A 21,640-nucleotide genomic window follows, 5' to 3' on the forward strand; every position below is an offset into this window, starting at 1 on the left:
GGCGGACCACCGCTTCGAGTGCGAGGCTGTGATGGTCTTCTGTGCGTGGCGGTGGAGGAGCCTAGATGGAGATCAGGCCGGAGGCGGTGGCCATCCCCAAGGAGATCGACCAGCTCGAGCAGGGGAAATACGGCCCTATCTACCCGAGGACACCGGCGTGCTACGGGTTCACCGTCATCGCCAAGGTGAAGCCTGGCCGGGCCGAGGCGATACGTGCGCACGGCCGCACCCTTGCCGGCGCGCTGGAGCAGGATCCCGGTCTTCTCGCGCCGCTGAAGCTGCACTACCTGCGCTGGGTGCTCTTCGATGACGATACGCGTTTCATGTACCAGGGGATCTTCGACACGGACTTCGACAAGTACACCGAGGACGCGGCCGCGCTTTTCAGCAGGGCGGGGGTGAGTACGGCCTTCGAGAACCTTGAAGGGTTCCCCGAGGACTGGCGGACCAACCCCGAGGCGTTCGTCCGTTTCGTGCGCGCGCACCACTGCCCGAGCTTCATCGAGTACGGCGAGTATCCGTACGTGACGTCCGATGAGATCAAGAAGGCCCTGCGAATCAAGAACGCCCTGTCGGAGATGCTCGACCAGATGCAGTGAGCGTTTCCGTCGTGGCGTCGGGCTCCAGGCCCGCCCCCATCGCCAGTCGTGAAAAGGGAAAAGCGCCGTGAGAATGGCACCGTCCGGGCCGACCGTGCCTTCCGCCGTGGATCGGGGAACGTGATGACCGAGCCGCGTACGGCCCGCACCTACAACCAGAACCACGCCCCCCGCCCATACACCCCGGGCCGGCGGCGGGTGAGCATCTACGTGTCGTGGAGCTATCCGGCCGAGGCCGGCCGGGATCCGGCCGGGCTTGACAACCGGTTCTCCACGATGACCGAGGTCCGACGGGTTTCCTGGCCCGCCTACGAGAAACCTCGATGGTCCGACCCGTTCCAGTTCCAGCAGGGCATCGCAGGGGCTTTGGAATTGTTCTTCCGGTCCTGGGTGCCATTCCAGACATGCGTCCAGGAGGCCACGGGGCACGCGGTGCCGGTGTATCAGCGGGTCGATCAGGCGGGGTTTCGGACCGTGCTGGACGAGCGGGTTCTGGCGGACACCGACACCTTGTTCGTGTTCGGGCTGGATCACACGACCACCGGGCAGGAGGCCGGGCAGGCCGAGATCGAGGCGCTGCGGCATTTCCTGAGCCGAGAGGACGCCTGCCTGGTCCTTGGACCGCACCACGACGTCGGGGCCTCGGACGACCTGGCCGTGCGGGACATCGAGTACCACCATCACGGGGATCTCCTGGTTCCCCGCCAGCAGCGGTTCGCCGGATACGTCCGCGGCCTGATGCGGGGGCTGGGGGTGCCCGTCGAGAACCGCTACGGGCTGCGTCCCGCCGTCCGCGACGGCGACCAGCTCGCCCCGCTGTCCGTGGCGAGGGACCTGGACCCCAGAGGATGGCTGGACGGCGTGAGCCACTTCACCTCCCACCAGCATCTGCCGCACTACGCGGTGACGACCGACGAGCCGGGCGTCGTCCACGTCCTGGCCAGGCAGCCCGTCGACACGACACGGCCGCATCCGTTCACCGAGGCCGGCGCCACCGAGTTCGACATGTTCCTGTGGATGCCCCCGGCCGGCGACCGGGCCGGCGACGTGCTCCTGGCGGACTCCACGATCTTCAGCTCGTTGTTCGGCGGTGACGAGAGCCCGCGGAACTTCTGGCGCAACCTCGTCTCGACCTAGTGGCGGAAGACCTAGGCCGGAAGGAAGCGGGAACGTGAGCGGGCGGACGCGTGCCTCATTGCAACTCGACGACATCCAGCGTGGGGTCCTGAGCCCTCGGCCGACCCCCTATGCGGCGACCTACCTCCTGTTCCGGGTCGATGACCCGGTGCACGGCCGGGAGCTGATGCGCCGCGTGGGCGCGGTAGTGACCTCCGCCGCCGACCCGGTCAGCCCTCTGGGGAACACCTGGGTGAGCGTCGCGCTGACCTGCCACGGGCTGCGGGCGCTGGGCGTTCCGGACTCCGCCCTGGCCACGTTCGCCTGGGAGTTCCGCCAGGGCATGGCCGCCAGGGCCAGAGCGCTCGGTGATGTCGGCGAGAGCGGCCCCGAGAGCTGGGAGGCGCCGCTGGGCACCTCCGCCGTCCATGTGGTGCTCCTGGCGGTCGCGCCGGACGCCACACAGCTGCGGGCGGCCATTGACTGGGCCCGGCCCGCCTACGACCACCTGTCCGGCGTGACCGCGATCTGGCGACAGGACTGCTACACCCTGCCCACCGAAACAGAGCATTTCGGCTATCGCGACGGCATCAGCCAGCCAGCGATCGAGGGCAGCCCCATCGCCGGATCAAACCCGCTGCAGGCACCGCTGAAGGCCGGCGAGTTCGTACTCGGCTACCCCGACGAGCTCGGCGGCGTCCAGTCCCCGCAACCGGCTGTGCTCGGACGCAACGGCAGTTACGTGGCCATCCGCAAACTTCACCAGCGGGTCGGCGCGTTCCGGCGCTACCTGCGGGACAACGCCACCAGCCCCGAGGACGAGGAGCTGCTGGCCGCCAAGATCATGGGTCGATGGCGCAGCGGCGCACCGCTCGCGCTCAGCCCACACCACGACGACCCCGCTCTCGGGGCCGACCCAGACCGCCGCAACACCTTCCTCTACGAGCGCGACGACCCGGCAGGATTCACCACCCCCGGCGGCTGCCACATCCGGCGGGCCAACCCCCGCGACGCCTCGGTCGCCGGCGAGCCGCGGCTGCACCGCATGATCAGGCGCGGCGGCGTCTACGGCCCGCCGCTGCCTCCCGGAATCCTGGACGACGACGGGGCCGACCGCGGCCTGATGTTCACGTTCGTCGGCGCCCACCTCGGGCGCCAGTTCGAGTTCGTCCAGTCCGAATGGATGAACGACGGCGTCTTCTTCGGCGCGAACGACGCTCGCGACCCCATCATCGGAGTCCACGACGGCACCACCGGCTTCACCATCCCCCGACGGCCACTGCGCCGGCGTCTGTCTCCGCTGCCACGGTTCGTCGTCACGCGCGGCGGCGAGTACTGCTTCCTGCCAGGCCTGAACGCACTGCGCTGGCTGGGCGATCTGAAGGACTGACCGCGCACCACCGCCCCGACACGCCGCGCCACCCAGGCGGGCAACCTCGTGGACACCCTGCATCCGCTGTTCAAAGCCGTCACGGTGATCTCCATCGCCGCCACCATGTTCGCCGCCGGCCTCGGGGCCACCCTGCCGGCGCCGCGCGCCATCGTCATCCCGCGGCGGTGGTCACGCGACCCCCGGCGGCGCCCGGGCCGACCGCCCGGTCCCGCCCTCGCCCAGCGAGGCGGCAACACCCGGGACCGGTCCAGCGACGGCCGCGCTCACCGCAGGATCTTCTCCTTGGCACGTTGGAACTCCGCTGCGGTGATGTCGCCGCTGGCCCTGAGCCCGGAGAGCCTGGTCAGGTCGTCGACATCCCTATTGGTTCCGCCAGCCGCCTCACGGATGTAGGCGTTGACCATCCCGCGCTGTTCCTGCGACCGCCGCGCGTCCCGCTCGGCCATGTTCTTCCCTCTCACGATGAGATAGGCGAAGATACCGATAAATGGCAGGATCAGGACGAAGAGGAGCCACCCTGCCTTCGCCCATCCGCTCATTTCTCTGTCCCGGAAGATGTCGACGACGACGCGAAATACGAGAACCAGAAGGATAACCCACAGGAAGATCCAGAAAAGGGTCCAGAAGGCGCCTAGAACCGGATAGTCATACGCAAGGTACTGGGTAGCCGACACGCCGTCCTCCAACCCGCAGCCGGTAGTACCTCTACAATCACGCCGCATAAGGAAACGGTCGACTCGATCAGTCGCGGACGGTGACATGCCAACGATTCCCCTGACCGGCCGCGAACTGAAGATTCCGGACATGCCAGACTGGAGGCCACGCGGGAACGGCGACGCTGGAGAACGCCACTCGCGGATCGCGCGGGCGGCACTGGTGCGTCGACTGGTGCGTCGACGTCCGGGTGGCCGGGTGGCGCGAACATGATGTTGCGGTGGGTTTTGCGACTCGGATCCGTGCATGAATGGTGCGCCTATGTGCATATGGAGCCAATGCGCCCGCGCCATGGCCCGGCGGTCGGAGTGCGCCGAGCCGCTTTCGAGCGCACGCTCGGAACGTAGGAGTGCATCGGCCGATCGGGCGGCGCGCGTCGTCCGTCGGGCGCGACTCTCGTGCGCCCCACGAATGGGCTCGCATCCGGCCGGGCCTTCCGACGACGTGGCTCACGTGCTGACACCTGCGTCTGAGCAGTCCCGTTGCGTGGGCCCGACTGAAGGAGAAGCGACCGTGACCAGCTACCCACCGATCGCCGACCACGGCATGATCGGAGATCTTCAGACCGCGGCGCTGGTGTCCTCCGAAGGATCGATCGACTGGTGGTGTACGCCGCGGTTCGATTCGCCCAGCATTTTCGCCTCCCTTCTCGACAGGGAGCGCGGTGGCTACTGCCGGCTCGCCGCTGACCTTCCGGGCGAGAGCGAGCTCACAATCCGCCAGTTGTACCTGTCGGACACCGCCGTGCTGGTCACTCGATTCATGGCTCCCAGCGGCGTCGGAGAGGTCGCCGACTTCATGGAACCGCTGGACACCACCGTGCCCACGCACCGGCATCGCCTGCTGAGAGTCGCGCGGGTGGTACGGGGGAGCCTCCCCTTCACGTTCACATGCCGGCCCCGGTTCGACTACGGACGCGCGCCGCACACCCTCACACAGATCGACCGCGGATCCGCGGTCTTCCGAGGGCCCAACGTAGATCTGCGTCTTCAGGCCACCGGACCTGTCACGTTCCAAGCCGACTCCAACGATGTCTCGGCCCATTTCACTCTCTCGGCCGGAGACGTCGCCGCCATCGTCCTGACCAGCGATGCACCGGACAGCATCGCGCCACGCCCGCTGTCACTGGACGACATCCGGGACGACTTGGAGTCCTGCCGCGGGTTCTGGATCACATGGCTGCGCTCCTGCACCTACCGGGGCCGCTGGAAGAACGCGGTCAACCGTTCGGCGATCACCCTCAAGCTGCTCACCTACGCCCCCACGGGGGCGCCAATCGCCGCGGCCACCGCCGGGCTGCCAGAGCAGATCGGCGGTGAACGCAACTGGGACTACCGATACACCTGGATCCGGGACGCGTCCCTCTCGGTCAGATCACTGATCGACCTTGGGTTCACCCAGGAGGCCCAGGCCTTTCGTCGATGGCTGCGTGACCGGGTCACCGATGGCGGCACCGCCTCTGGTGAGCCGCTGCAGATCATGTACCGGATCGATGGCGACCCTCAGCTGGGTGAGGAGACCCTCGATCACTTCGAGGGCTACCGGGGATCGGCACCGGTTCGGGTCGGCAATGCCGCCGCCGACCAGATCCAGCTCGACATCTACGGAGAGGCCGCCGACGCGCTTGCTCTCAGCGGCGACATCGGAGGCTTCCGCGGCTGGCAGGCCTTCGCCGCCATGCTCGACTGGCTCACCGACCACTGGGACCGGCCCGACGAGGGCATCTGGGAGACCCGCGGAGGTCAGYAGGACTTCACCTACAGCCGGCTGATGGCCTGGGTCGCCTTCGACCGTGGCATTCGCCTGGCGACCCAGTACTCGCGCCCCGCGGACGTCCCCCGCTGGACACAGGTCCGCGATGCGATCTTCAACCAGATCGTCGACCGCGGCTGGAGCCCGAAGCGGGAGGCATTCGTCCAGCACTACAACACCGACGTTCTGGACGCATCGCTCCTGCTCATGCCCCGCGTGGGATTCCTGTCCCCACGGGACCCCGCGTGGCTGAGCACCCTCGATGCGATGGGCCAGGAACTGGTCAGCGACAGCCTCGTGTACCGCTACGATCCCGAGGCCTCTCCGGACGGGCTGCGCGGTTCCGAGGGAACCTTCAACCTCTGCAGCTTCTTCTACGTCGAGGCGCTGGCCCGCGCCGGCCGCCTGATCCAGGCACGGTACGCCTTCGACAAGATGCTGACCTACGCCAACCACGTCGGCCTGTTCGCCGAGGAGATCGGACCTTCCGGTGAGCAGCTCGGCAACTTCCCGCAGGCGTTCACCCACCTCGCGCTAGTCACCGCGGCCATGGCCCTGGACGACGAGCTCGACGCGGCGGAGAACGCGCCCGGGTAGCCGGACGGCGGTCAACCCGGCGAACGAGCGGCTGGCGTGTCCGGACCCGACCGGCATCCCGGACACGAGGAAATGATTCCCAGACGCTGATCTGGCCTGGCCGCCACTGGCCTGGCCGCCACTGGCCTGGCCGCCACTGGCCTGGCGACCGCTGGCCTGGCGACCGCTGGCCTGGCCGCCACGGGCCAGGCCGTCGGTCCGCGGATGGGCCTACCTGGCTGTTCGCCCTTGCCGGTGATGGCTCCGCCGACGTCCCGCGCGGGCGGCGGGTGACAGCTCACGAAGCCGACCGGCCGGACGCCCGAGGAGGACCACGCTGAAACCGTCTTCTGGCAGTCCGTCAGAGATCGACGCCCGCGCGGTCGTCCTCCCGCTGGCGCTCGCGCAGTTCATCTGCAGCTATGCGGCATCGAGCTTGAACGTGGCCATCACCGCCATCTCGAAAGACCTGGACACCACCGTGATCGGTGTGCAGACAACGATCACGTTGTTCACGCTCACCATGGCCGCACTGATGATCCCCGGCAGCAAGCTGTCGGACCGCTGGGGCCGGCGGACATGCTTCATCGCCGGTCTGGCTGTCTACGGTGTCGGCGCGCTGCTGGCATCGCTTTCGCCGGGCCTGGGGCTGATGATCTTTGGAAACTCGATCCTGGAGGGCGCCGGCTCCGCGCTGATGATTCCGCCGGTGTACATCCTGGTCACCGTGACCTTCACCGAGGTCAGGACGCGAGCAAAGTACTTCGGCGTGGTCAGTGGCGCGGGCGCCCTGGGCGCCGCCGTCGGACCATTGATCGGCGGACTGATCACAGGCCTGCTCGGATGGCGCGCGCTGTTTCTGATCCAGGCCCTGGCGGTGGCATTGATCATCTTCCTGGCGCGCAATCTCACTGACCAGCCGCGAGAGGGACCTCGGCCGCCGTTCGACCTGGCCGGCGCAGTGCTGTCCGCGGCTGGCCTGTTCTTCCTGGTTCTGGGAATCCTGCAGACCAACACCTATGGCTGGTTCGTCTCCCGCAAGGACTTCTCGGTCGCGGGCACGGTCCTGATCTCCAAGGGCGGAATGTCTCCGGTCTGGCTGTACATCGGTGTCGGCGCGGTCATCCTCACCTGTTTCTTCTGGCACCTGCGCACGTGGGAGCGAAAAGGCAAGGATCCACTGCTCCGCCGCCGTCTCCTCCGTAACCGAACGGCCAATCTTGGCCTTGGGGTACAGCTCGTCCAATGGCTCACCATGCAGGGCTCCTTCTTCGTCGTCAGCGTGTTCCTCCAGCAGGTCTGGAAGTACGACGCGATCCGTACAGGCCTGATGCTCACCCCCGCCAGCGTGGGAATCCTGGTCTCCTCTGTGGCCGCCGAGAGACTCGCGAGACGGCATTCGCAAAGCACTCTGATCAAAGCGGGTTTTGTGGTCACCACGGCAGGCATGGCCCTGCTCCTGGCACTGGTCCGGGCCACCTCGGGGGTCCTCAGCCTCATACCGGGGCTCCTTCTGACCGGCCTGGGTGTAGGCGTCATGCTCACCGCCGCGGTCAACCTCGTACAGTCGAGCTTCCCGGACGGCGACCAGAGCGATATCTCGGGCCTGTCCCGAAGTGTCTCCAATCTTGGGTCATCGCTGGGAACGGCATCGGCCGGTTCGATCCTGGTCGCCGCCACCCACCCCGGCGGCCGACCCTTCGCGCTGTCCCTCACGACGCTGCTGGTCATCACACTGATCGGCCTCGTCATCGCGCTCCTCATCCCAAGCCGCGCCGGGCCCTAGCGGAGCGCCGTACCGGGCTGCGGACCCGACCGGATGCCGCAAGGCGGCGTACCTGTTTGTCTGGCGACCCGCGGTCGTCAATGCCGGACGGTTGGACGCGGCTCGCGTCGGATGAATCTGAGGCGGATAAATCTCAGTTGACTGGCGGAGTGCCGTTATCCAAACCTTGTGGTATTCCTCATCGGTCGATGATCTTGAGGTCATCTGACTCGCATAGAGGGCCGCCCCGGGATCGACCTGCGGATCTCGGGCGGTTCCCGTGCTGCCAACCAGCTGGCGATGGTTGGATTGATCGACGTGGCGTCCGCCGTCGCGCTGGGAGCGCGGCGCGGTGAGATACAAGACGTCGGACGATCGCAACTCCCGCGAGTGCGGGGTCGAGGTGCATCACCCCCTGCCGCGACTGGTGGTATCTGACCGCAGGTCCCGGCCGGCGATCCGCCTGGGTAAGGCGGTGGGTCGCCGCGGTGCTGCCTGGTCTGCTGATCTCTCCGTGGGGTCGATGGCGCACGGTTTGACCCTTGCGTTGAGTCTTCCGTCTGTCGCCAGCACTGTTCAGGGCTCGATGACGAGGTGTTCGATGAGGTTGTCGCGGAGGGTGAACTGGTAGCGTAGATCGGCGACGCCGCCGGGGAAGTTGCCCTCGAGGTGGTTCTTGGCGATGTAGTGGATCTGGTCGGTTTTCTGCGCGGCGGTGAGTTCGATGGTGTAGGTGAACTCGCTGGCCGAGCGGGTCAGCCAGGTTTCGATCGCCGCTGTTCCGTGGTAGGTGGTGCCGTCGTCGATCACGGTGGCGTCGGTGGTGAACGCGCTGATCGCGGCCGGGGTGTTGTGGGTGCGGTGCGCGGCCAGGTAGCGGACGATCACCTCGGGTAGGGCGTCGGGGGCGATGGGCTGGGGCTCGTTGTCACTCATGGCTGTCCTGACTGTGAGCGGCGGACGGATCACACGGTCGGCGTGGTGCCGCCGTCGATGACGTGCTCGGCGCCGACGATCGACGAAGCGCGGTCGGAGACGAGAAAGGCGACCAGTTCGGCGACCTCCTCGGGCCGGTTGGGGCGCCCGAGCGGAATGCCGCCGAGGGAGTCCATCAGCCCCGCCAACGCGTCCTTGCGGCTGATGCCGGAGCCCTGAGCAAGCCGGTCGATGAGAGCGTCGGCCGCGGCGGTCTGAATGAAGCCGGGCGACACGGTGTTGACGCGTACCCCGCGCGGGGCGACCTCGTTGGCCAGCCCCTTGCTGTAGGTGGTCAGCGCGGCCTTGGCGGCGGCGTAGGCAAGGGTGCCGTTCCACAGCGGCATCCGGCGCTGGATGGAGGAGACATGGACGATGGCCCCCTTTCCGGCCTCGATCATGCCAGGTAGCAGGCCGCGGTCCAGGCGGACCGCGGCCAGCAGGTTGATGGTCAACTCGGTGGCCCAGTCGTCCTCGCCGAGGGCGGCGAATCCGCCCGACGGTGCCTCGGAACCGCCGAGATTGTGGACCAGGATGTCGACGCCGCCCAGGCGGTCGAGCGCTTCGGCCACCACGGTCGCCGCCCCGGCGGCGGTGGCGAGGTCCGCGGGGATGAACAGCTTCGGATCGAGGTCGTCCGGCTGGCGGCGGCCGGTCACCAGCACGGTCGCGTCGGCATGGGCGAGGCGGCGGGCGATGGCCGCGCCCGTGCCCCCGGTACCACCGGTGACCAGCGCACGCCGGCCGTGCAGGGACTCGGTAGGAGGGATGTAGGTCACGACGCTGTCCTTCCGGGCGCGGGCATCCTCGATGCCCACACCCCGTAGTTACTGCTAAAATAGAAGTAAGTGGCTTCGACTTTAGCAGCTACTGGGGAGGGGGTCCGCCATGGCGAGCCGGATCAGGCTCGAGGACCGAGAGTGCCCGCTGTCGACAACGGTGCAGCACGTCGGCGAGTGGTGGACGCTGCTGATCCTGCACGACGCCTTCGACGGCTACACCCGCTTCGACCAGTTCCAGGACAGCCTCGGCATCTCCTCCAGCATGCTCACCGCCCGCCTCAAGACCCTCGTCGCCGACGGTCTGCTGGAACGCCGGCCCTACCAGACCAACCCGGTCCGGCACGAGTACGTCCTTACCGACCTCGGCCGCTCGCTGCGCCCGGTGATCGTGACGCTGGCGGCGTGGGGCAATTCCCGCCTCCCCGCCGAGCAACGCAGCATGATCCTCGTCGACGCGAACAGTGGAGAAGAAGTCGAACCCGTCGTCATCGACGCGAAAACCGGCCGCCGCCTCGACGACAGCGACGCCTACGTCTTCACCGCGGGACCCGCCGCCAGCTCGGCCATGCGCGCCCGCTACATCTCTACCGCCGACGCCACGTAGCCCCCGGGGGGTGGTTAAGACCAGGCTGCCGGGTCGAGCCTGACAGAGAGGGTTCCGCGCTCATCCCTCGGACGGCCCCCTGGTGGCGCCGAGGTAGACGTCTGATCCCCATCTCGCGCCAAACGCCGCCGCGAAGGGCTCGACACGAACGTCGGCGCTCTCGTGAGGAGCGTCGACCACCAGCGCCTGCCCGGCCTGCATAGACGATCTGGACGCCGACCCGATACGCGACGAACTTTCGCTTCGGTCGGCGCCATTGATCGTCACCAGGGAACCGGTCCGTTGCGCCGGCTCGCACGGGTGCGATTAGGCCATGTGGCAGAAGCCGGGCGAGGTCGCGGGCTTCTAACGTCGCTGTCACGATGTCAGCGGGTGAGGGGTGACTGTGAGCGACGGCGCGACAGCCGTGGTGCTGCTTCATGGTGAGTGCGAGGACGGCTCCGTGTGGGCGGCTGTCATAAGGCTGCTGCGTGAGGCCGGCGTCGATGTGACAGCTCCCGCGGTGCAGTTGCGATCACTCGAGGGGGATGCGAGGTATGTCCGCGACGTCTCGTGGCGGATCCCCGGACCGGTCCTGCTCGTGGGCCACGGGTACGGCGCCGCCGTCGCCTCGGTGGCCGCGGCCCACCTCGCGAACGCTGTAGGAGTGGTGTTCGTCGCGGGATTTGTCCTGGCTCCGGCGCAGAGCGTCGTCGATGTCGTTTCCACGCCGCGGGGGCGCACCTATCTGGCTTCGTTGCGCCCGGAGGATTTCCTTGACTCGGCGGGGAATTCAGTCAGCGAACTGCGGCTCGGGCCCGGCGAGTACGCCGACACCTTGGCCGCTGACCTGCCCGCCGTGGTGACCAGCCCGCTGGCGGTGGCTCAGCGGCCGGTAGCCGCTGCGGCGCTCGAAGAACGGGCGAGCTCGGCCGGGTGGACGACGCTGCCGTCGTGGTACCTGGTCGCCGCGTCCGACCGGTTCATCGATCCCGACCTACAGCGCGCGATGGCGGAGCGAGCTGGATCGGTCACCCGAGAAGTGAACGCGTCGCATCTTGTCCCTGTCTCCCAGCCGGGCGCCGTGGTAGCGGTCGTCCAAGAAGCCCTGTCAGGGTGCAACCGCGAGACCCGGCACCTGAGATGACGACACAGACTCGACCTAGCATGAGACCTGTGTCCGCCGTCCGTCCGTTGCTCGGACGGGAGCGGGAACTCGGCGTCATCGACGACATCCTCGCCGGGTGTCCCGCGACGGGTCGCTGCCTGGTGTTGCGTGGAGAGGCTGGAATCGGCAAGTCCGCGTTGGCAGCCGAAGCTGGACGGCGCGCGGCGGCGATGGGCCTGCGCGTGCTACGCGCCTCCGGGGTGCAGTCCGAGGCGCACCTTCCCTTCGCCGGCCTGCACCAGCTCCTACAGCCGATTCGGGGCATGATCGATGACCTGCCGGCCAGGCAACGCGCCGCATTGCGTGCCGCGTTGGGGACCGCCACCGCCACGGACGGCACCGCCGGCGCAGACGAGCGGCCTCCCGATGCCGACGACTTCTTTCTCGTCGCGCTCGCCACCCTCACCGTGCTGACCGAGTACGCGGCCAGCGCGCCGGTGGTGGCCTTGGTCGAAGACGCGCACTGGGTCGACAGCTCGACCCGCCACGTACTCGCTTTCGTAGCCCGGCGGCTGGAGTCCGAGCCGATGGTGGTGTTGATCTCCACGAGGGACGATCCCGACGAGATATTCACCCGCGCCGCGCTGCCCGAATTGGTGCTGTCCGGCCTGACGGATCAAGCAGCGAGTGAACTCCTGGACCGCGACGCCGGGGATTTGACCGCCCAGCAGCGGGAACTGGTGCTTCGCGAAGCTATGGGCAATCCGCTGGCTCTGGTGGAGCTCCCGACGACGATCGCGGACCTGGCAGGGGCGCCGCTTCCCCCGAGTTGGCTCCCGCTGACCACGCGACTCGAGAGCGCCTTCGCCGACCGCGCCCTGCGGCTGCCCGCCACAACGCGCGCGATGCTCCTGGTTGTGGCCGTGGCCGATGGCGACGGGCTGGCAGAGCACCTGGCCGCCGCCTCGGTCGTCGTGGGCGCACCCGTCACCGAGGGCCAACTCCGCCCCGCGGTCGCGACGAACCTGGTGACTGTCGGGGCTGGCCGAGTCCAGTTCCGCCACCCGCTCGCACGATCGGCGATTCTGCAGTCCGCGAGCGAATCGGGTCGCCGAGCTGCGCACGCGGCACTGGCCCAGGTACTGGCCGACGAGCCTGACCGTCGGCTGTGGCACCGTGCCGCCGCCGTCGTCGGACGAGATGAACAGGTGGCCGCGGACCTCGAGGCTGCGGCCCAGCGCGCCCGGCAGTTCCGGGAGATCGCGGTCGCGGTCGCGGCATTCGAACGTGCCGCGGCGCTGAGCGACGGTTCCACCTCACGCGGTCGCCGGCTCCTGTTCGCCGCAGAGACCGCGTTCGAGATGGGGCGACGTGACGTCGTCGAACGGGTCGTGGCCGAGGCCGAGCAGCTCGATCTCGGCCCGCTGCAGCGGGCGAGGTTGGCGTGGCTTCGCATGTTGTTCGAGCGGGAGATCTGGCAAAGCACCACGAACCTGGCGCCGTTTGTGGCGGTCGTCGACCAGATGCGGGTGGACGGCGACGTCGACCTCGCCTCACGTTGCTTGTTCACCGTGGCCCAAGTCGCCTGGTGGGCCGAGCCGGGGGGCGGGGCGCAGGACCTCGTCCTGGCGGCGGTCGACCGGATGCCGCTGCCCGCCGACGATCCGCGCCTTCTTGCGACGGTCGCCATGGCCGCACCGGTCGACCGCGCCGCGGCGGTGATCGACCGCACGACCCGCCTCGCTCTCGACCAGACGAGCGACCCTGAGGCACAGCGCCTGGTCGGCCTCGCCCTGAGCACGGTCGGCGCCCTCGACCAGGCCGCCGGCTACTTCTCGGACGCGGTCGCCGGCCAGCGCACCCTCGGTCGGCTCGGACTGTTGGCCCAGACGCTGGTGTCTCTCGCCTGGTGCGCATTCGCGCGCGGCGATTGGGACAGAGCTCGCTCGTCGGCGGATGAAGCCGCTCGCCTCGCGCGCGAGACCGGGTACCCGGGAGCCGAGACGTCCGCGCGGCTGGTCGCGGCGATGCTGGCTGCGTACGACGGGGAGGCCACGTTCGCCTTCTCGGTCGCGAGCGAGGTAGAACGCTGGGCGACGTCTCGGGGCGCGCGTCCCCAGCTCGCCCACGTGCAATGTGTGCGGGGCGTGGCGGCGCTCGCCGAGGGGCGGCACAGTGACGCGGTCGACCAGCTGATGCGGATCTTCGACGTGGCCGATCCGTCCCACCACGGATCCCTGTCCCATCTGGCTGTGGTCGACCTGGCCGAGGCCGCAGCCGGATGCCACCGGACGCGTGAGGTAGCCGATGTCTTCGATCGGCTGGAACTCGTCGCGCGGCGGACGCCGAACCCTTTGCTCCACGCGAGCCTCAGGTATGCCCGGCCGATGCTCGCCGACGAGGCCGCAGCCGAAGCGGGCTTCCAGGCCGCCTTGAACGAAGGGCTCCAGCACTGGCCGTTCGTCCGCGCGCGGCTGCTGTTCGGTTACGGCACCTGGCTGCGCCGGCAACGCCGGATCGTCGAATCACGAATGCCGCTGCGCGCGGCCCGTGATGGATTCGACGCCCTAGGCGCCGGGTCATGGCGCAACCGGGCAAGCCGTGAGTTGCGAGCCTCGGGCGAGGCGAGCCACCGCCCTGGACCGAGCCAGCGCGGCCGCTTGACGTCGCAGGAGCTGCAGGTCGCTCAGATGGCCGCGGCCGGACTCACCAATCGTCAGATCGGGGAGCAGCTCTTCCTCTCGCATCGCACCGTCGGGGCGCATCTGCGCAGGATCTTCCCGAAGCTGGCGGTGACTTCGCGTTCGCAACTCCGTGACGCCCTCGAAAGCCTCCGTAGGTGATCGCCGGGACCGGTCGCTCCATCGATGCCGAGGCGAATGCCGGGTCGGATGCCGTGGTGTCCGGGCCGCGAACGCGGCCGACTCCGCGTCGCGGACAATGCGCGTTGCACGGTCGGGATCGTGAACTGGCCGCTGTGGACCGCCTACTTGTCGCAGCGGCCGCAGGTCAGGGATCGGCACTGGTGTTGCGGGGAGATGCCGGCATCGGCAAGACGGTGATCCTTGCTGCTGCCCGGCGCCGCGCCGTCGAGCTCGGCCTTGCCGTCCTGTCGACAAACGGCGCGGAGGCGGAGTCGACGTTGCCGTTTGCCGGGCTGCACCAGCTGCTCGGTCCCGTGCTCGACGACCTGGCGGCACTGACCCCCAGATTGCAGCGAACCTTACGCGGCGCGTTCGGGCATGAAGACAGCCGGCCGGACCTGTTCAGCGTCGGCCTAGCGGTCCTCGAGCTGCTCGGGGAAAGGGCCGCACGAACTCCGCTGCTCATCCTCGTCGAGGATGCTCACTGGCTGGATCCGGAGACTCTCGGCGTCCTCGTCTTTGTCGCGCGCCGCCTCACTGCCGAGCCGATCGCCGCGGTGATGGCGGTACGCACACAGCACAGTGACGTCCTCGCCGGAACCGGCCTCGGTCAGCTGCGTGTGGCAGAGCTCGACGAAGCGGCCGCGCACCGGGTACTTGCGGACAACGCCCCCTGGCTCACATCCGGCCTCCGGGACCGGATACTCGCCGAGGCGGCTGGCAATCCACTGGCGCTAGTGGAGCTGCCCCGTTGCCTCACCGCCGCCGCCCAGCGTGGCGATGACCTGCCGGAGCTCCTTCCGCTGAACGAACGGCTGGAAAGCGCGTTCGCGGGCCATTTCTCGCGGTTGCCCGAGCCGACCCGCGCGGTGCTTGCCGTGTTCTCCGCCGACACCGGATGCCCGCTACCGGTCCTGTTGACCACGGCACGGACGTTGACCAGCGGCGAGGTCGTGACCGGCGACATCCAGCCGGCCATCGAAGCCGGCCTCGTACGGATTCAGGCACGACGCCTGAGGTTCCGACACCCGCTCGCTCGGTCGGCGGTCTACCGGTCCGTGCCGGACTTCGCGCGGCTGACGATCCATTCCGCGCTCGCCGACGCATGGTCCGACGATCCCGACCGCCGTGCGTGGCACCGCGCCGCCGCAACGCTGGGCCCGGACGAACGGGCGTGCGACGAGGTGGAGGCGGCTGCCGGTCGAGCCATGGAACGTGGTGCGCTCGGTGTCGCGGTCAGCGATCTCGACCGAGCCTCACAACTCGCCGACGATCCGGCCCGGCGCTCGTCCCTGCTGTTGCAGGCGGCCGAACTCGCCTCGCAGCTGCACGACCGGGTCGTTGCCGTGCAGCTCGTCGCGAAGGTGGACCCGGCGCAGGTCGATGTCGTCGATCGGGGGCGGCTGGCGCTGGTACGCGACGTCGTCGAGCCCGGAGACGTGCGGGATACCGGGCGCATCGACGCGCTCTGCGATCTCGCCGCCGAGGCTCGGGCGGCCGGGAACACCGACCTCGCGGCGGCGCTCTGCTGGCGGGCGGCTTCGCGCTGCTGGTGGGCGAGCCTTCCCCCGGACGTCGGTGCCCGGGTCACCACCGTGCTCGGCACCCTCGGCCTACCCGACGACGACCCGCGGACGCTCGCGATCGAGGCGTACGCGCAGTCCGACGTGCTCGGCGCGGGCGTCCTGCGGCGGCTCCCGACCCTGGTACCGGACCGCACCGACATCGACGGCCTACACTTCCTCGGCGGCGCGGCGCTGATCCTCGGTGACTTCGTCACGGCGTCGTCCTTCATGGGCGCCGCAGCCGCCGGGTACCGCGCTCAGGGCCGGGCCGCGCTGCTCGCCCGCACGATGGCCTCGGCCGGCTTCATCCGCCTGTGGCTGGGCCGGTGGCCGACCGTCTGGGCCGAGCTCGAGGAGGCCGAGACGCTGGCCGAGGAGACGGGCGACCACTTCTGGGTCTGCGCCACCCGGTCGAGCCAGGCGCTGCACGAGGCCATGCGCGGCGACAGCGACAACGCTTTCCGGCTCGCGGACTCGGTACTCGCCAGCCCGCTCGTCGTCGGGGTGCGCTTCGCCGCCGAGGCGGCACAGCACGCGCGAGGCGTGGCGGCGAACGCCGCCGGGCGCTACGACGAGGCGCTCGACATCCTGGCCCGGGTCTTCGACCCCGCCGACCCGACGCACCACATCGACATGTCGGGATGGGCACTGCCAGATCTCGCCGACGCAGCCGTCCGTTCGGGTCGGCGGGACGAGATCCAGGAGATCGTTTCGCGGTCCGAGGCGCGCGCCGCGCGCTTCCCCTCGCCGATGCTGCACCGATCGCTCGCCTATGCCCGAGCGGTGCTGGCGCCGGAGGCCGACGCCGGCCAGGCGTTCGATCGCGCGTTGGCCATGGACCTCGGCGCCTGGCCCGTGCACCGTGCTCGGCTGCAGCTCGCTCATGGGGCATGGCTACGCAGACGCAAGCGCATCCTGGAGTCACGGGTTCCGCTGCGCGCCGCCCGCGACGGCTTCGACGGGCTCGGAGCTGTGGCTTGGGGCAAGCTCGCGAGAGAGGAGCTCCGCGCCGCCGGCGAGGACAGCGTGGGACGGGTGCTGCCTTCGGCGGAGCAGCTCACGGCGCAGGAATTGCAAACCGCGCTGCTTGCGGCGGCCGGGTTGAGCAACCGCGAGATCGGCCAGCGCTTGTTCCTCTCCCATCGCACCGTGGGCTCCCACCTCTACCGGATCTTCCCGAAACTCGGCATCAGGGGGCGGACGCAGCTCGTTGAAGCGCTCGCCGCGCGCGGTTACTCAGCCAGTTGACGGCCGTCCGACGCGGGCAGACGCAGTCGACCGACTGGCTGTCGGGTGCCGTCGGGCGGTCTCGCTCCGCCGGCGATCTGAACGGCCAGGAGCGCGATGTCGTCGTCAGTGTCGTGGCTGGCCAGGTCGTGCACGAGCTGGTCGATTCAGGGAGTCGACCGAATATCCACCGTCTCGCGGCGGCACCGACAGGCAGCCACCTCGGTTTTTGGTCGGCCCGACCCGGCTACACGTCCCCGTCCCCAGGCCCGAAGCAAACGATGCAGGTCACGAGGCATCCCCGCGAGCCGCACCGCACGCACTGCGTATTGGGATCCGGGTCAGGCGTGTTCTGCGGGATGCAGGGGCAGCCAGTGCAGACGCTCGCCGAGCCCGTCGGGCGCATTCGCGAATGCTTTCTCGACGGCCTCGCGGCCCTGCTTGAAATGCTCCCAGCCCTCGTAGTGCACCGGGATGACTGTGCGCGGACGCAGCAGTGCGCACAGTTCTACGGCCTCGGCCGCGGTCATGCTGTAGCGCAGCCGGCCCGTGATGGGGAACCGGACCGCGCCGAGGTGGAGCAGCACGGTGTCGACGGTCAGCCGGCGTGGCACCTGCCGGAGGCCCCGGTACAGAACGGTGTCGCCGGTGATCCAGAAGACGCCGTGTTCCTGCCGCGCCCAACGCAGGGCGAACCCGATCACGTGCCCGGCGACGGGCCGGCTCAGTGGGGGGCCATGGCGGCAGGGGGTTGCTGTCACGGTGATGGTGTTCCGCCCCGGCGCTTCGAGTTCGGTGTGTTCCCAGGGCGCGAGGCCACGCGCGGTGCCGCCGAGTCGGCGAGCCCCGGGCCGCGTGGTGATCACGGACGGCACTCGGGCGAGCAGGGCGCGACCGCGGTCGTCGAGGTTGTCGGCGTGATGGTCGTGCGTCAGCAGTACGGCGTCCACCTGGCCGAGGTCGTCGGGTTGCAGCGACGGGCCGGTGTGTTTGCGGGAGCTGGTGCCCCAGCCGAACGAATAGCGGCGCCCTGGTGCGTCGAACGTCGGGTCGGTGAGAATGCGCCAGCCGCCCACCTCGATGAGCGTTGTCGGACCGCCTATGTGCGTCACTCGTATGTCCTTCATGGCTGTACGTCCTCCCAGGGGGTGGTGTGACCTCTCACCGGTGCCGATGCGGCGCGTTCGCAAGGGCCGGAGCGCTCCGGCCCCTGCGAGCGCTGCCGGTCAGCTTTTGACGAACTGCACCAGGTCGTCGGCGAGCTGCTGCTTGTGGGTGTCGGTGATGCCGTGCGGAGCGCCTTCGTAGACGGTCAGGGCCGCGCCCTTGACGATCGCGGCGGAGGCCCCGCCCCCGACAGGAAATGGCACGACCTGGTCGTCGTCGCCGTGGATAACCAGCGTGGGAATGTAGTGGTCCATGTCGTTGCCGTGCCAGGTCTGGGTGGAGCGGCCGTGGCCGCGCCGGTCGTGGGCGACGGCCCGGAATCCGTTTTCGGCGAGGTGGTACTGCTGTGCCTCCCAGCTGTCGCTGCTGAGCGGCCAGCCGTGGGCGAGGATCACGGGGCGGCCTTCACCCCAGTCCTTGACGTAGATGTCGGTACCGTAGGCGGTGGTCACGAAGCTCATCGGTGTTTCCCTATGGGGTGCGCGGTCGCGGTCGTGGCGGGTGCCGCGATAGGTCCGGTCGGGAACCCCAGCGCCCAGTCGAGTGCGTCGTCGGCTACCTGTTCCCAGCCCTCGACGAGCCCGGTGAGGTGCGGCCGACCGGGAAATTCGTGGATCTCCGTGACGGCACCCGTCTTGCGCTGCACCTTGTACGCCGCGCGGGCGAGCGAGGCCGGCACCGTGTGGTCGGCGGTGTTGGCATGGATGAGTAGCGGAGGCCGGTCGGCGTTGTGCAGGTCGACCTTGTTGGCGGCGCGAGGGTTGAGGGTCGCGGTCGCCGCCTGCCACAGCGGCCGGCCCGGCGTCGGGGCGCTGTACCGTTCCCAGAGTTCGTCCGATTTGGCGCGGCTCAGCGTGTTGGCGAAGGCGTAGTGCCACTGGCGCCTCGTCAGCGCGACGGTGCGGCGCGTGTTGGCCGGGTTGCCGAGGACGGCCAGGCCGCTGCGGGCGGTGCTGAGCGGGATTCGCGCGACGCCTTTGACGCCGCCGGGCGAGATGGCCACGCCGGCGGAGCCGAGGCCGCGGTCGAGCAGGAGCTGGACCAGCAGGCCGCCGATCGAGTGGCCCATGATGACGGGTCGCTCGTCGAGTTGGTTGATGACCGCGGCGTAGGCGTCGACGATCTCGATGAGGCCGACCCGGCTCGCGCGGGGCGCCAGGCGAAGCTCGTCGAGCGGCAGGCCCATGCCTGGCCACTCCGGCGCGAGGGTGCGGTGCCCGGCGGCCTCGTACCGGGCACGCCATCCCTGCCACGACTCGGACGTGAGCCAGAGCCCGTGAACGAACACGATGGTCCGTGGCGCTTCCGAGGCCGTCATCGCCCGGCCGCCGCGCGGATGAGACGAACCACATCGGCGGGATGACTCATCATCGCCACATGGGAGCTGGCGATCTCGACGGTCGTCGCGTGCATGCGCGCCGCCATGGTCCGCTCCGCCACCGGCGGGATCAGGTTGTCGTTGGACGCGACGAGGTACCAGGACGGGATCTTCTTCCACGCGGGCACGCCCGACGGCTCCAGCAGCGACGACAGGACGCCGGGTCGCTGGGCCGCCGCGAGGACCTCAGCCTCCTGCCGCGGCAGGTCGGCGGCGAAGATGCGAGGGAACTCGGCCGGGTCGACGTAAGCGTCGCCGTTCTGGTCGCCGGAACCGGGGAACGGACGCACGACAAGGTGTTCGGTGAGGTCGGTGTGCCCACCGCCGAGCGAGTTGGCCGCGGCCACCGACTCGCCTTGGTCGAGACCGTATGCAGCGACGTAGACCAGTGCCTTGACGTTCGGGTTCCCGGTGGCCGCGTTCGTGATCACCGCCCCGCCGTAGGAATGCCCGACGAGCACGATCGGGCCCCGGACGGTGGACAGGAACGAACGGATGTACGCCGCGTCGGACGCCAGGCCGCGTAGCGGGTTGGCCGGCGCATAGGCGGTGTAACCGCTGCGCTGCAGCCGCTCGACGACCTCGTTCCAGCCGGAGGCGTCCGCGAACGCCCCGTGCACGAGGACGATCGTCGGCTTCGGTGCGCCTGACTGCGAGGCACCGGCGGAGGCTGCCGGCACGGCGGCGACCACCAGCGCGGTCAGCACCGTCACGGCCGCGACGGCGAGCTTGCGACGCAGTGTCGCGAGGTGGGTCCTGGGTGGGCTCGGCCAGTTCATCAGTCCTCCTGAGCAGGTCTCGAAACTGCCTGCTCAGCGTGTGCCGTCGACCGCGCGCGCGAATCCGCATGTTGACTGTGTCAGCCGGTTGAGTCTTGGTCGGTCGAATCTCGGCCGGTCGAGCCGTCGTGGTCACGAGGACGGGTCGCGGGTCCGGGCTAGTCCGCCGCGTAGCCGAGCGCGGCGAGCGCGGCACCGAGCTGCGCCCGCCCAGTGACGCCGAGATTCGGGAAGATCCGGTGAAGGTGCGAGCCGACCGTGCGATGGGAGAGGAACAGCCGCTCCAGCGGCCCGCCCGTGGTTGTGCCTGCGACCGTGGCTCGCTCGCCGCGAGGCCGCGCATATCTACTCGCTGTAGTCGATTGCTCTGGAGCCAACTGGGATTCGAACCGGGAGCACTGGCCTCTGGCCTCGGCGTTCCCGCACCTCGACCCAACGAGGGTTCACAGAACTAACCTATTCGCCCAGGTTAGATGTCTCGTCACGCAGCGTGGTGGGGCGGGTGGGGCTCGGACCCATGGCCCGGGGACTGTGAGGATGACTCTCCCTGACATATGCGGGTTGTCGTAGAGATTCGCCGTATGCCGTGGCGTGCCGTTTAGTGATGTCCTTGCTGGCGGGCGAGGTGTTATAGGCGTTCGTCGCCGTACGCTCATCCCGTACTGTGCGTGACAGTGCTGGCCTGTGTCGTTCCGTTCGGCGTCACGTCGGCGTCATCGATCCGTTGGTGCCGTTCGACGGGCCGTAACGCAGCGTGAGATCGGCGAACGGAGTCCGGCGGCGTGGCAGCCTTACCGGCGCCTCACTACCGCTACATCCCCACACCACACACAGGCGGCCCCGCACATCGTCCAACCCACCGGCTGGCGGTGACGGTCCTGGTCAGAGCGCCTGCGCGCGCCAGACATGCCACGACGCCTCGTCATCACGACGAACTCGCATCACAAATGCGAGGTCCTGCGTTCTCTCTGCGGTGGCACTCGACGATCCACGTTTCGGGCCACGGCAAATAGGAAGATTCATCAGCTGAGCGACGGGACGACTCACTTGCGATCCGACGACGAGGACTCCTGGCCCCGACCTCGGCGATGAGGACCTCCTCGAGACGGCGGCCGCGACGCCGCCGCGGATAAGTGGGTGTTCGATCCCGCGGGTTTCGTTTAATTCGGATTCATGTTCCTCGCCAGGTTGGGGTTGATTCGCCGGTGGCGCGGCGGGCCAAGAGGTCGATCATGGCAAGGTGGATCATGGCTTCGGAACGGGTGGGGTGGGCTTCGTAGTCGCGGGCGAGGCGGCG

General features: G+C 69.0%; 17 protein-coding genes and 1 pseudogene. 9 read left to right on the forward strand and 9 right to left on the reverse strand.

Translation table 11 applies throughout. From position 1 onward, the window contains the following. The first annotated feature begins 65 nt into the window (after nt 1-65). The 3 genes from BCD48_RS27090 (at nt 66) to BCD48_RS27100 (ending at nt 3,105) form a co-directional block, all read left to right on the forward strand. Nucleotides 66-599 (forward strand): hypothetical protein, encoded by a 534-nt coding sequence (locus tag BCD48_RS27090; RefSeq protein WP_071051185.1) that lies wholly within the window; start codon nt 66-68, stop codon nt 597-599. A 123-nt stretch (nt 600-722) separates the two neighbouring features. Further along, nucleotides 723-1,736, forward strand: a complete 1,014-nt coding sequence (locus BCD48_RS27095; protein ID WP_071051186.1) for a hypothetical protein — start codon at nt 723-725, stop codon at nt 1,734-1,736. Nucleotides 1,737-1,770: 34 nt separating this feature from the next. After that, complete coding sequence (locus BCD48_RS27100; RefSeq protein WP_071051187.1) at nt 1,771-3,105, forward strand: Dyp-type peroxidase; 1,335 nt, start codon at nt 1,771-1,773, stop codon at nt 3,103-3,105. A 266-nt stretch (nt 3,106-3,371) separates the two neighbouring features. Here the strand turns inward: BCD48_RS27100 and BCD48_RS27105 are convergent, their stop codons facing one another. Next, nucleotides 3,372-3,782: an SHOCT domain-containing protein gene (locus BCD48_RS27105; RefSeq protein ID WP_198543405.1), complete on the reverse strand. Its 411-nt coding sequence runs from the start codon at nt 3,780-3,782 to the stop codon at nt 3,372-3,374. A 553-nt stretch (nt 3,783-4,335) separates the two neighbouring features. Between BCD48_RS27105 and BCD48_RS27110 the strand changes: the two genes are divergently transcribed. Then, nucleotides 4,336-6,171, forward strand: a complete 1,836-nt coding sequence (locus BCD48_RS27110) for a glycoside hydrolase family 15 protein (RefSeq protein WP_071051189.1) — start codon at nt 4,336-4,338, stop codon at nt 6,169-6,171. A gap of 346 nt (nt 6,172-6,517) precedes the next feature. Continuing rightward, nucleotides 6,518-7,936 (forward strand): MFS transporter, encoded by a 1,419-nt coding sequence (locus tag BCD48_RS27115; protein ID WP_071051190.1) that lies wholly within the window; start codon nt 6,518-6,520, stop codon nt 7,934-7,936. A gap of 555 nt (nt 7,937-8,491) precedes the next feature. Here BCD48_RS27115 and BCD48_RS27120 read toward each other — a convergent pair. Then, complete coding sequence (locus BCD48_RS27120; RefSeq protein ID WP_071051191.1) at nt 8,492-8,851, reverse strand: nuclear transport factor 2-like protein; 360 nt, start codon at nt 8,849-8,851, stop codon at nt 8,492-8,494. Nucleotides 8,852-8,880: 29 nt separating this feature from the next. Continuing rightward, nucleotides 8,881-9,669, reverse strand: a complete 789-nt coding sequence (locus BCD48_RS27125) for an SDR family oxidoreductase (RefSeq protein WP_241842014.1) — start codon at nt 9,667-9,669, stop codon at nt 8,881-8,883. A gap of 109 nt (nt 9,670-9,778) precedes the next feature. Between BCD48_RS27125 and BCD48_RS27130 the strand changes: the two genes are divergently transcribed. The 4 genes from BCD48_RS27130 to BCD48_RS27145 all read left to right on the forward strand — a co-directional run bounded on the left by BCD48_RS27130 (nt 9,779) and on the right by BCD48_RS27145 (nt 17,040). Then, the gene (locus BCD48_RS27130; protein ID WP_198543406.1) at nt 9,779-10,276 is read left to right on the forward strand and encodes a winged helix-turn-helix transcriptional regulator; all 498 of its coding nucleotides are present in this window, start codon (nt 9,779-9,781) and stop codon (nt 10,274-10,276) included. A gap of 385 nt (nt 10,277-10,661) precedes the next feature. Continuing rightward, complete coding sequence (locus BCD48_RS27135; RefSeq protein ID WP_071051226.1) at nt 10,662-11,402, forward strand: alpha/beta fold hydrolase; 741 nt, start codon at nt 10,662-10,664, stop codon at nt 11,400-11,402. 29 nt (nt 11,403-11,431) lie between these two features. Then, on the forward strand, nt 11,432-14,206 hold the full coding sequence (locus BCD48_RS27140; protein WP_198543407.1) for an ATP-binding protein: 2,775 nt from the start codon (nt 11,432-11,434) through the stop codon (nt 14,204-14,206). A 56-nt stretch (nt 14,207-14,262) separates the two neighbouring features. Further along, nucleotides 14,263-17,040 (forward strand): ATP-binding protein, encoded by a 2,778-nt coding sequence (locus BCD48_RS27145; RefSeq protein WP_274536582.1) that lies wholly within the window; start codon nt 14,263-14,265, stop codon nt 17,038-17,040. Between the two features lie 320 nt (nt 17,041-17,360). Here the strand turns inward: BCD48_RS27145 and BCD48_RS27150 are convergent, their stop codons facing one another. The 6 genes and pseudogenes from BCD48_RS27150 to BCD48_RS52540 form a co-directional block, all read right to left on the reverse strand. Next, nucleotides 17,361-18,146, reverse strand: a complete 786-nt coding sequence (locus tag BCD48_RS27150) for an MBL fold metallo-hydrolase (RefSeq protein ID WP_071051194.1) — start codon at nt 18,144-18,146, stop codon at nt 17,361-17,363. Nucleotides 18,147-18,245: 99 nt separating this feature from the next. Then, nucleotides 18,246-18,647, reverse strand: a complete 402-nt coding sequence (locus tag BCD48_RS27155; RefSeq protein WP_071051195.1) for an alpha/beta fold hydrolase — start codon at nt 18,645-18,647, stop codon at nt 18,246-18,248. After that, a complete protein-coding gene (locus BCD48_RS27160; protein ID WP_241842015.1) occupies nt 18,644-19,474 on the reverse strand; it encodes an alpha/beta hydrolase in 831 nt (276 codons plus the stop codon). Before BCD48_RS27160 ends, BCD48_RS27155 begins: the two co-directional genes overlap by 4 nt. 26 nt (nt 19,475-19,500) lie before the next feature. Then, nucleotides 19,501-20,343 (reverse strand): alpha/beta fold hydrolase, encoded by an 843-nt coding sequence (locus tag BCD48_RS27165; RefSeq protein WP_071051197.1) that lies wholly within the window; start codon nt 20,341-20,343, stop codon nt 19,501-19,503. Between the two features lie 158 nt (nt 20,344-20,501). Further along, nucleotides 20,502-20,720, reverse strand: a complete 219-nt coding sequence (locus BCD48_RS47305) for a hypothetical protein (RefSeq protein WP_083419261.1) — start codon at nt 20,718-20,720, stop codon at nt 20,502-20,504. Between the two features lie 794 nt (nt 20,721-21,514). Next, nucleotides 21,515-21,640 (reverse strand): annotated as a pseudogene (locus BCD48_RS52540) (IS5 family transposase); the annotation flags it as partial.

Origin of the sequence: Pseudofrankia coriaricola (assembly GCF_001854805.1) — a bacterium.
GTDB lineage: Bacteria > Actinomycetota > Actinomycetes > Frankiales > Frankiaceae > Pseudofrankia.